Below are 13,821 nucleotides of genomic sequence, written 5' to 3' on the forward strand. Positions count from 1 at the left end.
CTCACGCTGGTCGGCGGATCATGTCGGCGGCCTTTTCGGCGATCATCACCACCGGCGAGGCGGTGTTGCCGGAAACGATGCGCGGCATGATCGAGGCGTCGATGACGCGCAGGCTTTCGAGGCCGGTCACGCGCAGGTCCGGGCTGACCACGGCGCGGTCGTCGACGCCCATCCGGCAGGTCCCGACCGGATGGAAGATCGTCGTCGCGATCGAGCCGATCTGGTGCAGCAAATCATCGTCGGACTGGTGCGCGAGACCGGGCAGGATTTCTTCCGGATGGAAGGCTTCAAGCGCCTTGGCGGTCATGATCGAGCGTGCCTGGCGTACCGAGCGCAGCGCGATCTCGCGGTCGCGGACGGTGGACAGATAGTTCAACCGGATTTCCGGCTGCACGGCCAGTTCGCGCGTCGTGGCGTGCACGGAGCCGACGCTGTCGGGCCGCAGATTGCAGACCGACATGGTGATCGCCGGGAACGGGTGCAGCGGGTCGCCCAACCGGTCCGTCGATAGCGGCTGGACGTGGTATTCCAGGTCCGGCGTCGCCATCGACGGATCGGATTTCGAGAACATGCCGAACTGGCTCGGCGCCATCGACATCGGCCCCGAGCGGGCAAAGGCATATTGCAGCGCGATGCGCGCCTTGCCGGTCAGACTGTTGGCAAGGGTGTTGAGGGTCAGCGCCGACGACACTTTGTAGACGGTGCGGATCTGCAGGTGGTCCTGCAGGTTTTCGCCTACATCGGGGCTGGCGTGCACCACGTCGACGCCGAGTGCGGCGAGGCGATCCTGCTGGCCGACGCCGGAAAGCTCGAGCAGTTTCGGCGTGTTGATCGAGCCTGCCGTCAGCAGCACCTCACTTCCGGCCTTTGCCTCGATGGCTTCGCCGCCGGCGAGATAGCAGACGCCGATTGCGCGCTTGCCGTCAAACAGCACCTTCTCGACATGGGCGTTGACAACCAGCCGAAGGTTGGGCCGCCGCAGCACCGGGCGCAGGAACGCCTTGGTCGTGTTCCAGCGCACGCCCTTGCTCTGGTTCACTTCGAAGAAGCCGGAGCCCTCATTGTCGCCGTCGTTGAAGTCCTCGCGCGGCATGATGCCGAATTCCTTCGCGGCTTCCTGCACCGTGTTGAGGATCGGCCAGGACAGGCGTTGCCGCGCCACTTTCCATTCGCCGCCGGCGCCATGCAGCCTGGTCTTGCCGCCATGGTGGTCCTCGGATTTGAGGAAGTAGGGCAGCACGTCGTCCCAACCCCAGCCGACATTGCCCATCTGCCGCCAGCCATCATAGTCGGCCGCCTGGCCGCGCATGTAGATCATGCCGTTGACCGAGGTGCAGCCGCCCAGCACCTTGCCTCGGGGATAGACCAGCGAGCGGCCGTTCAGGCCGGCTTCGGGCGCTGTCTTCATCATCCAGTCGGTGCGCGGATTGCCGATGCAATAGAGATAGCCGACGGGGATATGCACCCAGTGGTAGTTGTCGCTGCCGCCGGCCTCGAGCAAAAGCACGCGTGTCGCCGGGTTTTCGCTCAGGCGGTTGGCCAGCACGCAGCCGGCGGTGCCCGCGCCGACGATGATGTAGTTGAAGTCGCCATCGAGCCGTTGGGTCATTGCGGTGTTCTACTCGGTCCTGCGGCCTGTTCGGCCCAGAACGATCGCAGCGTATCGGCGAGGCCGCAATAGGCGCGATAGCGCCTGTCGTAGTGATTCCGCATCGCTGGGTCCGGACGATAGGCGGCGCTTGACCTGGTCATGGCGTCGACGCCGGCCTCATAGTCGGCGAACAGGCCGGCCGCGATGCCGGCGCCGATGGCCGCGCCGAGCGCGCCGGTCTCGCGCGCCTCGGGTACGGTGATCGGCACGCCAAGCCCGTCGGCGAAGATTTGCGGCCAGTGTTCGCTGCGCGAGCCGCCGCCCGACAGTACAGCCTTGTCGAAGCCGACGCCGGCGTTCTTCAACACGTCGATGTGGCGCCTGTGCTCGAACATCACGCCTTCGAACAGCGCACGCAGCAAATGGCCTTCTTTGTGCCAGCCGGCGAGGCCGTAGAAGCCGGCGCGGAATTCCGCGCCTTGCCCCGAGCCGTAGAGAAACGGATGGAAAATCGGATCGTCCCAGGCCGGCGTTACCGCGCCGACCGCGGCGTTGCAGTGGCCGAACGGATCGTGATGGTGATTGCTGCGCTCGATGAATTCGCGCACATACCATTCGAGATTGGCGGCCGATGTCGCGCTGGATTCGATGTTAACGAAGCGGCCGGGGCCGAAGCGTGCCACCATGAAAACATTCGGATCGACCACCGGTTCGGTGGAGAAAACCTGATTGACCGACCAGGTGCCGGCGATGACAGAGGCTTCGCCGGGGCGCACGACGCCGGCGCCCATGGCGCTGGCGACAACGTCGAAATAGCCCGCAATGACCGGCGTGCCTTCAGCCAGCCCGGTCTCTTCAGCTGCCTTCGCGGTCACCGCACCGGCAATGTCGGCGCTGTCCAACAATCGCGGCAGTTTTGCCTGCGCATCCTCGATGCCGTAGAGCGCGAGCAGCTCGGCATCGTAGACGCCTTCGGGCATGCGGACGAGGCCACAACCGGACATGTCGGAGACATCGCTCACCCGCTCACCCGTCAGGCGAAATGTGATGAAATCCTTGCACAGCATCGCCGTGCCGGTCGCGGCATAGAGGTCCGGTGCGTGCTGTTTGACCCAGGCCAGCAAGGTCGGGGTCTGCGCCGGCCACGGCTTTTGCAGGCAGATGGCGTGCAGTGCCTCGGCGTTGCGCGAAGCCAACGTTGCCGCCGTGCCGGCGGCGCGTGTGTCGAGCGACTGGATGCCGATCAGCGGCGCGCCGGCGCGGTCGATGAGGTAGAGCCCGTTGCCATGGCCGGCGCAGCCGATGGCGGCAATTTCGCGCGCGTCGATGCCGGCCTGCGCAATGCAGGCGCGGATGGCGTCACGCGCATCAGCCCACATGCCGCCGAGGTCGCGCTCGACATAACCGGGTTGCGGCGTGTGCGAGCGGCCGGCGACGGCATGCATGGCGAGCTGCCGACCGGTTTGGTCGAACAGCACCGCCTTGATGATGGTGTTGCCGGCGTCGAGGCCGAGCAGATATGCGGCTTGATCAGCCATTGTTGTAGATGTCCCAGGCCTCTTCGCCGCCGGCGTCGTTGTGGATCATCGCCATCAGCGCATTCACCACCGCCTTCGGGTTGGCATGCTGATAGATGTTGCGGCCATAGACCAGCCCTTTGGCGCCTTGTCTGAGCAGAGCCGACGATTTTGCCAGCACCGTCTTCAGGTCGCCCTTGCCACCGCCACGAACCAGGACCGGCACGCGCGCTGCCTCGACGACGCGGTGGAAATCCTCCGGCCGGTCAGTCGGGTCGGCCTTGATGATGTCGGCGCCCATTTCGGCGGCGAGCCGCACCAGGGTCACGATCTTCTCGGCGTCGCCATCGACCTGGTAGCCACCCCTGATATCGTTGGGCAGCATGACCAGCGGCTCGATCATCAGGGGCATGCCGTAGCGGTGGCAGGCAGCGCGGACCTTGCTGATGTTTTCGACGCATTGGCGCAACAGCTCCGGCTCGTCGGGCAGCATGAACAGGTTGACGACAACGCAGGCCGCGTCCATCTCCAGCGCGCCGATGATCGGCTCATCATGGTTCTGCAGCATCGACCACATCACGCGGTGGCGCTGGGCATTGTAGGGATTGCCCATGTCGATGCGCATGACCAGCGCTGGCTTGTCCTTGTCTGGCCGTGATTGCAGGAGATCGGCCTGGCCGTAAGCGAGCTGTAGCGCGTCGGGGCCAGCCGCGATCAGCGTGTCGATGACCCTGGGCATGTCCTCCAGGCCGACGAGGAAACCGGGCTCATTGCAGACGCCGTGATCGAGCGCCACGTCGAGGCAATTGCCGTTGGTGAACATCCGGTTCATCCGGGCTTTGGCGCTGAGTTTCATTTTATGCTCCTGAGATCGTGCGTTGGTCGAGCTTCTCTTGCGAGACGCCGTGATAGGTGTCGAGTTCGGCGATCAGGTTTTTTATCTCGTCGTCGCGATGCTGGTGGTTCCAGCCGCGCTCGGCGGCCAGAGCATCGGCGATGCGCTCGATCGACACGATCGAGATGTCGCCGGCAATGGCAAGCGAGGTGCGGCGCAGGACAAGGTCCGACAGACAGGTCACGAATTCATGCCGGACGAGGTAGACGATCTCGGCCGCCGTGGTTTCGGTCCGGTCGTCGAGCCTGATATCGTCGGGACGTCCGAGACAGAACAGGATGATGTCGGGCGCGCCGCTGCCATAGCGATCGACGAGATAGGCGGCGCGTTCGCCGCTGATCGCAAACTCACCCGCCAGATCGGCAGCCAGCGACGCCGGGTCGGCGGGGAATCCGAGGCCGCCACCGATCGGCAGGGTCAGCGTGCCGCAAAGGCGTTCGCGGCCAAGCTCGGCCAGCACCTCGTCGGCCGCCTGTTCGGCGAAGGCGCGGAAGGTCGTCCACTTGCCGCCGATCATGCAGAATTGCGGGATGTCGCCGGCGATGCGATGCACGGAATGGCCACGCGAGATCCGGCCGGTGAAGGCATGGTCGCTCTTCGGCAATGGCCGGATGCCGCTATAGGTGAAGACGACATCGTCGGCGTGGACGGGAATGGACGGAAACACCAGCCGCGCCGCCGCCAGTATGTAGTCGGTCTCAGCCGGTTCGCAGCGCACGCGCCCGGCCTCGCTGACGCGGATATCCGTTGAGCCGACCAGCACCTTGCCGAGATAGGGAAACATGATGCAGACCCGGCCATCGGCGTTCTCGAAGAAGATCATATGGCCGCCGAGAGCCTGGTAGAGCGGCTCGTTGTCGAGGATCAGATGCGAGCCCTTGGTGCCTTCGACAAGCGGTGCCGCCAGCTTTTCCGATGCGTCGAGCCGGGCGATCGCCGAATCCAGCCATGCGCCCGTCGCGTTGACGATTGCCTTGGTACTCACGGTGAGGCGTTCTCCACCCGCAGTGTCGGTGAGTTCGAAAGCCGACCCGCCCCGCGCGATATCGGCGCGGTTGAGCGCGAGGCTGTCCGGCGCCAGCCGTGCGGTGTCGCGCAGCAGTTCGATGCCGAGTCGTTCCGGATAGCTGATCCAGGCGTCGTAATAGGTGGCGGAAAAGCGCAGCTTTGGGTCGAGCGCCGGCCATTGCGCGAGTGTCGCCTTGGCGCCGCGAAAAGTGTGGCGCGGCAGTAACCGGCGCTCGCGTGTCGTCCAGTCGTAGAGCGCGAGCCCGGCCTTGATCGCCAGCGCGCCGCGGCTGGAGGGCGTTTCCGACAGCCCGAGAAAGCCCGCCGCGCCATTCATCAGGCCGGAGAAGATAGAGCGGATCGGAATTGTCGTCGGCAGCGGCCGCACCATATGCGGTGCATTGGCCAGCAGCGCGTCGCGTTCTCGCAATGATTCCTGCACCAGGCCGAACTCGCCATTTTCGAGATAGCGCAGGCCGCCATGGATCATGCGCGAGGGAGCCGCGCTGCAGCCGGAGCAGAAATCGTTGCGCTCGACCAGCAGCACCCTGAGCCCCTGCAGCGCCAGTTCGCGGAAAACGCCGATGCCGTTGATGCCGCCGCCAACGACGACCACATCGAACGCGCCGTTGCGGCGGATCTTGTCGAGGATGACGGTTCTCTGATCAGGCATGGCTCTGCCGGGCAAGGTTGGGCCGTTCTGCCGTCCGGTGGACGGCAGCTCAACTGAGTTTCGGTTATGGATGGCGTCAGGCGGCGAGATTGGTCAGATGGCGGCTGGCGGCCTCGCTGATCTGGTTGATCTCCTGTCCTGACAATCTAATGCGGCCGGCTTGCGCGTTTTCCCTGGCCTGCTGCGGGCTGCGCGCGCCGCACAGCGAGAAGGTGATGCCCGGCTGCTGCAGCGTCCAGGCAATGACCACCTGTGCCTCGCTGGCGCCGTGCGCCTCGGCAATCGGCCGGATCGCCTCCATCAGCCCTGCCACCTTGCGGCGGTTGGCCAGCGAGAAGCGCGGATTGTCCTTGCGCTGATCGTCGCCGGTAAAGACGCGGTCCGGACCGATCTTGCCCGAGAGAAGGCCGAGCGCCAGCGAGGAATAGCTGAGCACCGACACGTTATTTGCCGCGCAGAAGGGCAACAGGTCGCGCTCCATGTCGCGCACCACCATGCTGTATTCCTGTTGGACGGCGTCGAGCTGGCCAGCCGCGAGATAGGCCCTCACGTCGGCTACGGTGACATTGCTGGCGCCGATGGAGCGGATCTTGCCCTGGGTCTTGAGCCGGTCGAGCGCTTCCATCGTCTCGGCGACCGGCGTCGTCGGATCCTGCCAGTGGGTGATGTAGTGGTCGATATGGTCGGTGCCGAGGCGGCGCAGGCTCTGCTCGACTTCGTAGACGACAGAGTCGGTGCCAAGATAGCGATGCACCGGCGCCCCGTCATAGTCGAAGAAGTGGTTGCCCTTCTTCGTGTGCCAGACCAGCCCAAGTTTGGTGGCGAGCACGACCTTGTCGCGGCGGCCCTTGATCGCCTTGCCGACGATTTCCTCTGACAGGCCTTGCCCATAGGCCGGGGCGGTATCGATCAGCGAAACACCCTCGTCGATCGAGGCGCGGATGGTGTCGATGGACTGCGCCTCGTCGGTGCCGCCCCACATCCAGCCGCCGATGGCCCAGGTGCCGAGGCCAATCGCGGAGGCGGAGATTCCCGACGCGCCAATGGTGCGCGTCAACATTTCAGGCGACATTGCGTATGCTCCCCGCATTGCTCAGGACTGCGTTGGCCGTCTCTTCGTCGACGACCAGTGATTTCAGATAGGCGCCGCGCAGGGCGGCGCGGATCGGCCAGACTTTTTCGGCGCCGCTGGCCACGCCCATCACCGACCGGCAGCGGCCGAGCTCCGAAGGCGCCAGCGCCACAAGGCGGTCATTGGGTGGGTAGTCGGCCAGCGTACCGTCGTCGCGGATGAGATGCGCAAGGAACTCACCGACCGCACCGCTGGCAGCGAGTTTTTCGCGGTCGGGGTCGAGACCCGGGTGAAGGTCGTAATAGCTCGAACCCGGCGTCTGGATCGATCCGACGCCGACCAGCGCGATCGCGGCCTTGCGCGCCAGGTCGAAGATTTCGCGCACCGAGGCCATCTTCAGCAAAAGGTCACGCTGCTCGCGGCTCTCGGCGAACAGCGGCGCATGTAAGAGCATGCTGGTGCCGCCGAGTCGTTCGGCCAGCCGCGTCGCCAGATGGTTGACGTCGGTATAGTGCTTGCCCTGGACGCCGCCGGTCAGCGGCACGACGGTGACGTCGAAGGCGCGCTCCGGCTGCAGGTTCTCGACCAGGGCGCTGATTGCCTTGCCGCCGGTGATCGAAATGACGTCGCCGTCGCGCAAGGTCTCGAGCAACTGGTTGGCCGCCGCGCGTCCCACCTGCTGCAGCGTGCTGTCGGGACTGCCGGCCACGGTTGGCGTCACGATCGCGCCCGCCAATTGGGCGACTTCGATCAATTGCTTTTCGATATCGACCAAACGCTGGAACGGGCTCTCGACCGCGATCCTCAGCATGCCGAGCTTGCGCCCCTGGGCAATCAGGCGATTGACCTTGGACGCCGACAGATTGAGCGCCGCCGCAATATCGTTCTGCTTCATGCCGTCGACGAAGTGCAGCACCAGCACCGTGTGGATCTGCCGGATCGCCTCGAAATCTTCCCTGCCGTCCGCCATCTCAGCCCCGCCGCTTGTTGAAGTAGTAATCGGCGGTGACCGCCGTCAGCAGAATGGACCCGCGGATGATGTCCTGCCAATAGACGGACACGTCGAGCAGGGCTAGCGAGCTTGAAACGACGGAGAGCAGGATGGTGCCGAGGATGGCGCCGAGAATGGTGCCGGAGCCGCCGGTCAGGCTGGCGCCGCCGATCACCGCCGCGGCAATGACGTTCAGCTCCATGCCGGCGCCGAATGTCGGCTGGGCCGAGCCGAAGCGGGCCATGTAGATGACCCCGGCAAAGCCGCACAGCGTCGAGCAGAGCGTTGTCGTCAGGAACACGACCTTCTTGGTGCGGATGCCGGAATAGGCGGCCGCCTTCTCATTGCTGCCGGTGTAGAAGACTTTGCGGAACATCGTCGTGCGGCGCAGCATGAAGTCGGACAGGACGGTGAAGACGATGAAGATGATGATGACGACCGGAATGCCGCCAATGGCGCCCTGGCCGATGAATTTGAACTCGGGCGGCAGCGTATAGAGCCCGAGCGGCCGGCCGCCGGTGCCGAGCAGGCAGAGCCCGCGCGCAATCACCATCACCGCCAGCGAGACGATGAAGTGGTGCAGCCCCACTCTGGTGACGAAGAACCCCATGAAGGTGCCGATGCCGGCGCAGGCTGCAATCGCTGCCAGTGACGCCAGCCAGGGGTCGACACCGCCGAGGAACAGCAGGCCGGCGATCACCATGGCGAGTGCGGTGACCGAGCCGACCGAAAGGTCGATGCCGCCGGAAATCAGTAGGATGGTCATGCCGACGACGACAATGCCTTCGACCGCGAAGGCCATCGCCATCGCCCGCATATTGTCCCAGGTCAGGAAATAGGGTGAAGCGAACGACATGACGGCAAACAGCACGGCGATGATCAGGATCAGGCCGATCTCGCGCATTCGGATCAAGCCGCCAAGCCTTTCGCCGAGCCCCATCCGGGCGGCTCGCGTCGAGCTGTCCATGCTTTCCCCCACGATGCTCATGCGGCGCTCCGTTCCCGGTCTTCATCGGCAAGCGATGCCAGGACCATGATGTTTTCTTCCGTCATCGCGTCGTCGGTGACCTCGCCGGTGATACGGCCCTCGCGCACGATCAGCACCCGGTCGCAGACGCCGATCAGTTCCGGCAGCTCGGACGAGATGACCACGATGCCGACGCCGTCGCGCGCCAGCTTGCGTAGGATGCGGTGTATTTCGGCCTTGGCGCCGACATCGACGCCGCGCGTCGGCTCATCGAGGAAGATCACCTTGGGATCGACCGACAGCATCTTGGCGATCGCCACCTTCTGCTGGTTGCCGCCCGACAGCGTCGAAACCGGCTGGCCGACATGGCCGCATTTCAGCGACAGCTGCCTGCCGATCGTCTCGGCCCGATGCTTCTCGCGCCGCTCGTTGATGAGGCCGAAGCGGGTGGCGATGCGGTCGACCGCGAGTGCTGAGATGTTGGCGGCGATCGACATGTCGAGGAACAGCCCGTCGCCCTTGCGGTCCTCCGAGAGGTAGACGATCCCTGCGGCGATGCTGTCGCCATAGTGGGTCAGCGACAGCGGCTTGCCGTGCAGGCTGACATCGCCGGTGACCTGACCCTCCAGCCGGCAGATGCCCTTGACGATCTCGCTGCGGCCAGCGCCGATCAGGCCGCCAATGCCGAGGATTTCGCCCTTGCGCAGCTGGAAGCTGATGTCGCGAAAGGTGCGAGCCTCGCAGAGGTTGCTGACCTCGAGCAGGATGTCTTCGGACCTTTCGTCGTCGCGCAGCTTCTCGGGATAGAGGCTGTCGATGACGCGGCCGACCATGGACGCCACCACCTGTTCGGGCGTCGTCGCTGGGATGTCGAGCGTGGTGATGTACTGGCCGTCGCGCAGCACCGTGACGCGGTCGCAATTGTCGAAGATCTCGGCCATGCGATGCGAGATGTAAATGATGCCGATGCCTTCGCCGGCAAGCTGGTGGATGATCTCGAACAGTTTTTGGGCCTCGCGCTCGGTCAGCGCTGCGGTCGGTTCGTCGAAGATGAGGATGCGGCAGTCGAGCGTCAGCGCCTTGGCGATCTCGACCAGCTGCTGCTGGGAAATCGACAGGCTGCGCACCATCGCGGTCGGATCGATGTTGCCGAGCCGCGCCAGGATTGCCGCTGCGCGTTTCTCGAGGTCGCGGTAGTTCATCAGCAGCGCCTCGCTGGCGTTGGTGATCGACATGAAGATGTTTTCGGCCACCGAGACATCGGGGCACAGTGCGATTTCCTGGTGCACGAAGCCGATGCCGAGCTTTTGCGCTGCCAGCGGCGAGGGGATCGACACGGAGCGGCCGTCGATCTGGATGTCGCCGCTGTCCGGCGGCAGGATACCGTCGATGACCTTCATCAGCGTCGACTTGCCGGCGCCGTTCTCGCCGGCGATGGCGTGGATTTCGCCGGCGCGCAGCTCGAAGGAGACATCACGCAACGCCCGGACAAGGCCGAACGATTTGCTGAGGCCGGATATTGTCAGAAGGGCCGGAGTTTCCACTTGTGCGCTCGCCTGGGAAGGGTGAGGCAACCGCGCCGGGCGGCGCGGCTGCTCAATTAGGACGGATCAGCTGGGATCGCGGCCTTGCATGTATTTGTTGAGGTCGAACGAGTCGGCATTCTCCTTGGTGATGACGGCAAAGCCGTTATCGGCGAAGGGGATGCTCATCGGGTTGTGGCCCGACGTCTTGTAGTCGTTGAACGGGTCGATCAGTTCCGGATGCGCCGCCATGAAGGTGGCGACGAAGCCGAGATAGCCCTGCATGCCCTGGTTCGGGCTCAACGCCATGTGGATGTTGCCGGCCTTGATCTGTTCCAGCGTCGCCGGGGTGATGTCGGCGTGCATGATCAGCACTTTGGCCTTGGCTTCGAGAACGGCAGCGACCGCGCCTTCTGCCGAACCGGCTTCCGGAATCCACAGCGCCTTCAGGTTCGGGTTGGCCTGCAGCATCGAGGCAACCGCCTTGTTGGCGACATTGGCGTCCTGGTTGGAGGCCTGGCGTCCCACCAGCTTCATCTTCGGATAGTTCTTGGCGAGGTAGTCGATGAAGGCGGTGACGCGCAGATCGTGGTTGCTCTGGCCGGGGTTCTCCAGCACGCCGTATTCGGCATCGTCGCCGACCTGCTTGACGATCTCCTCGGCGGCAAACTTGGCTTCCGCCAGATTGTCCGAGGTGATGTAGGACACGCGCTTGGACTTCGGCGAGTCGGCGGCGAAGGTGACGACGGTGGTGCCGTTTTCGATGGCGCGGTTGATCGGCTCGATGAACGGATCGGCCTGCATCGGGTGCAGTAGCACGCCGGCCGGCTTCTTGATCAGATCCTGTTCGAAGGAAGCGATCTGCTTGGCGATGTCATAGTCCGGCGTGCCCGAAAACACGGTCTTGCAGCCCATCGCCGCTGCTGCCTGCTTGAAGCCCTGATAGACCGGCACCCAATAAGGATGCGCGGAGACCATGACGTTCATCACATAGGTCTCATCCGGCTTGCACTGAAACTTGCTCTCTGCCGACGCTGCGCCTGGCATCGCCAGGGTCAGCGTCATCACGGCGGCGCTCAATACGCCCGCCAGCCCAATCCTGTTCATTCTCTCCTCCGGGTTCCCCGACGATGAAAGCCTCGTCGCGTCAGCTTTGCAAGAAATTTCATTGTGTGAAATCTCTGGCACGCTTGAATAGGCCGGGATTTTTTGCGTGTCAATAAGCATGCATTAAAAATCATCCGCTGAAATTTCTTGCATGAGGGGTGCTGAGCCGGATAATGGCGTTATCGCAAAAGGGGCATCGTCTGATTGCGGCCGGCGACCTGAAAACAAGATGTTCGGCCCGGTGTCGGTGCTCCAAGGGGAAACCCTCTGTTTTCTTAACCAGCCGCAATTCTTGCGTGTTGAAGCAACGTCGGAGTTCTCTTATCGTCGCCGGGGTTTTGGGGGAATTTCGACATGCCTTTTCTGATTGCTCTTCTCGGCGTGCTGGGAGCGGCGGCGTTCTGGTGGTACCGCATGAAGGCCATGAACGACGCCGCGCGCGAGGTCGCCGATGTCGTCGGGCGCGTCCAGGGCAACATCCGCCGCAAGAAGCTGCGCAAGCAGGCGGCGCTGTCGCCGCTGACGGCGATCGACGACCCGGTCGTGGCGGCGGCAACGCTGATCACTGCCATGGCTGCGGAGCACGGCCCGATCCTGCCGAAGCGCGAAACCATCATCCGCGAAGTGATTTCGCAGATTGCCGAGAACCAGAAGAAGACCGACGAGGCCGTCGTCTACGCCAAGTGGGCCTCGGCCCAGATCGACGACACGACCATCGTCATCGACAAGCTGGCGCCTTTCCTGCGCGAGCGCCTCGATCCGCACGAGCGGGAAGATCTGCTGCAGATGCTGAACCGCGTCGCGCAAGGCGGCGAGCAGAAGTTCAAGGTCACCGACCAGCGCATGCTGCGGCTGCGGCAGAAGCTGGGTTTCGAGGTCAATTGAGGGTGTGCCTGATATTCAGGTCGGTTGCTTGGGGGTTCAATCCACCTGCAATCGTTGGCGCTGCCCCTCACCTGCCTGCCGGCATCCTCTCCCCGTATAGTGACGGGGAGAGGGGTCGCTCTCATCGATGATTTCGCCAATCACCAGCGTTGTAGGAATGGCGCCGAGGCTGCGGACAGCCCTTTCTCCCGTCACTATACGGGGAGAAATGCCCGGCAGGGCAATGAGGAGCGGCGCTGACTTTCGACAACTTGTCACTCAAACGCTGCCGACTAAATCGCCTCACCCTTGAGCAGCTTTGGCGTGTCGCCCGACAGCCCCGACGCCTGGCGGATGAAGAACTCCTTCAGCCGGGGCATGCGTTCGACGAGGCCGAGGCCGATGTCGCGGAGCTGGCGCAGCGGGCCGATGTCGTTGGAAAACAGCCGGTTCAGCACATCGGTGGTGACGCCCATCTGCACGGTGTCGAAGCGGCGCCATTGCTGGTAGCGCTCGAGCACGTCGAGCGCGCCGATGTCCTGCCCAAGGCGATCGGCCTCGACAATCACTTCGGCCAGCGCCGCCACATCCTTGAAGCCGAGATTGAGGCCCTGGCCGGCAATCGGGTGGATGCCGTGGGCGGCGTCGCCGGCAAGCGCGATGCGCGGGGCGACGAAGGCGCGCGCGATGGTCAGGCCGAGCGGCCAGGCGCGCGGCTTGTCGGTGACGCGGATCTCGCCGAGCTTGAGGCCGAAGCGCAGTTCCAGCTCATGCTCGAAGACAAGGTCGTCGCCCGAAACCAGTTTCTCGGCATCCTCGGAGCGTTCGACCCAGACCAGCGATGAACGGTTGGTGCCGTCCTCGGTCGGCTTCAGCGGCAAAGTGGCAAACGGGCCGGCGGGCAGGAAATGCTCCTCGGCGCGGCCATTGTGCGGGCGCTCATGCGCCACCGTGCAGACGATGCCGGACTGGCCATATTCCCATTTCACCGTCTTGATGCCAGCCATGTCGCGCAATTTCGAATTGACGCCGTCGGCGGCGACAAGCAGCCGCACCTTGAGCGTCGCGCCGTCGGCTAGATGCACGGTGACGCCGGCGCCGTTCGTGTCGAAGGCGCTGACCGCGACACCTTCGATGATATCGATGCCAAGCTTTTGCGCGCGGCGGCGCAAGGCGCCGTTCAGATCCCGGTTGGCGACCATGTGGGCGAACGGTTCGCCCGGCGCGACCTCGCCGTCGAAGGTGAGGAACACCGGGCGCACCGGATCGGCGGTACGCGAATCGGTGACGATCATTTCGGTGATGGCTTGCGAGTGGCCGACGATTTCCTGCCAGACGCCGAGCTGGTCGAGCATGCGGCAAGCGGCGGCGGCGATCGCCGAGGCGCGGCCGTCCTTCTGCCAGACGCCGGCTGGGGCTGCATCGACGACGGCAACGGCCAGGTTCGGCCGCGCCTGTTTCAGCGACACGGCGGCGGCGAGGCCAACATAGCCGGCGCCGGCGATCAGCACATCGAGCGAGTTTTTTGCGTCCGTCTTGCGGTCTGCCATGTCAATTCCTTTCGAAGCCATGACCGTCCTGCCCCACGGGGACATTGCGGCCTTGACTGCCCG

The 13,821-nt window shown here is 64.4% G+C and carries 11 protein-coding genes; 1 reads left to right on the top strand and 10 read right to left on the bottom strand.

Features of this window, described 5'->3' with window-relative positions; translation table 11 throughout:
• Nucleotide 1: 1 nt before the first annotated feature.
• From JQK88_RS24960 to JQK88_RS25000, 9 genes are all read right to left on the bottom strand, one after another.
• Nucleotides 2-1,609, bottom strand: a complete 1,608-nt coding sequence (locus tag JQK88_RS24960; protein ID WP_203279726.1) for a GMC family oxidoreductase — start codon at nucleotides 1,607-1,609, stop codon at nucleotides 2-4.
• A complete protein-coding gene (locus JQK88_RS24965; RefSeq protein WP_192254727.1) occupies nucleotides 1,606-3,129 on the bottom strand; it encodes an FGGY-family carbohydrate kinase in 1,524 nt (507 codons plus the stop codon). The genes JQK88_RS24960 and JQK88_RS24965 overlap by 4 nt, the downstream gene beginning before the upstream one ends.
• On the bottom strand, nucleotides 3,122-3,964 hold the full coding sequence (locus tag JQK88_RS24970) for a class I fructose-bisphosphate aldolase (protein ID WP_192254729.1): 843 nt from the start codon (nucleotides 3,962-3,964) through the stop codon (nucleotides 3,122-3,124). The genes JQK88_RS24965 and JQK88_RS24970 overlap by 8 nt, the downstream gene beginning before the upstream one ends.
• Nucleotide 3,965: 1 nt before the next feature.
• Nucleotides 3,966-5,684 carry a glycerol-3-phosphate dehydrogenase/oxidase gene (locus JQK88_RS24975; protein ID WP_203279727.1) on the bottom strand — a complete coding sequence of 573 codons (1,719 nt, stop codon included), beginning with the start codon at nucleotides 5,682-5,684 and terminating at the stop codon, nucleotides 3,966-3,968.
• Nucleotides 5,685-5,760: 76 nt separating this feature from the next.
• On the bottom strand, nucleotides 5,761-6,756 hold the full coding sequence (locus JQK88_RS24980) for an aldo/keto reductase (protein ID WP_203279728.1): 996 nt from the start codon (nucleotides 6,754-6,756) through the stop codon (nucleotides 5,761-5,763).
• Nucleotides 6,746-7,726 (bottom strand): sugar-binding transcriptional regulator, encoded by a 981-nt coding sequence (locus JQK88_RS24985; protein WP_192254735.1) that lies wholly within the window; start codon nucleotides 7,724-7,726, stop codon nucleotides 6,746-6,748. The genes JQK88_RS24980 and JQK88_RS24985 overlap by 11 nt, the downstream gene beginning before the upstream one ends.
• A gap of 1 nt (nucleotide 7,727) precedes the next feature.
• Nucleotides 7,728-8,714 (bottom strand): ABC transporter permease, encoded by a 987-nt coding sequence (locus JQK88_RS24990; RefSeq protein ID WP_192254980.1) that lies wholly within the window; start codon nucleotides 8,712-8,714, stop codon nucleotides 7,728-7,730.
• 17 nt (nucleotides 8,715-8,731) lie between these two features.
• Nucleotides 8,732-10,258, bottom strand: coding sequence for a sugar ABC transporter ATP-binding protein (locus JQK88_RS24995; protein WP_192254737.1), 1,527 nt, complete (start codon nucleotides 10,256-10,258; stop codon nucleotides 8,732-8,734).
• Nucleotides 10,259-10,324: 66 nt separating this feature from the next.
• Entirely contained in the window at nucleotides 10,325-11,344 is a 1,020-nt protein-coding gene (locus JQK88_RS25000; protein WP_192254739.1) for a substrate-binding domain-containing protein, read from the bottom strand.
• Between the two features lie 354 nt (nucleotides 11,345-11,698).
• Between JQK88_RS25000 and JQK88_RS25005 the strand changes: the two genes are divergently transcribed.
• Nucleotides 11,699-12,229, top strand: a complete 531-nt coding sequence (locus JQK88_RS25005; RefSeq protein ID WP_192254741.1) for a hypothetical protein — start codon at nucleotides 11,699-11,701, stop codon at nucleotides 12,227-12,229.
• Nucleotides 12,230-12,501: 272 nt separating this feature from the next.
• On the opposite strand, the gene JQK88_RS25010 is transcribed toward JQK88_RS25005, so the two are convergent.
• Entirely contained in the window at nucleotides 12,502-13,758 is a 1,257-nt protein-coding gene (locus tag JQK88_RS25010; protein ID WP_192254743.1) for a ubiquinone biosynthesis hydroxylase, read from the bottom strand.
• Between the last annotated feature and the right edge of the window lie 63 nt (nucleotides 13,759-13,821).

The organism is Mesorhizobium caraganae (genome assembly GCF_016836705.1).
GTDB classification, from domain to species: Bacteria; Pseudomonadota; Alphaproteobacteria; order Rhizobiales; family Rhizobiaceae; genus Mesorhizobium; species Mesorhizobium caraganae.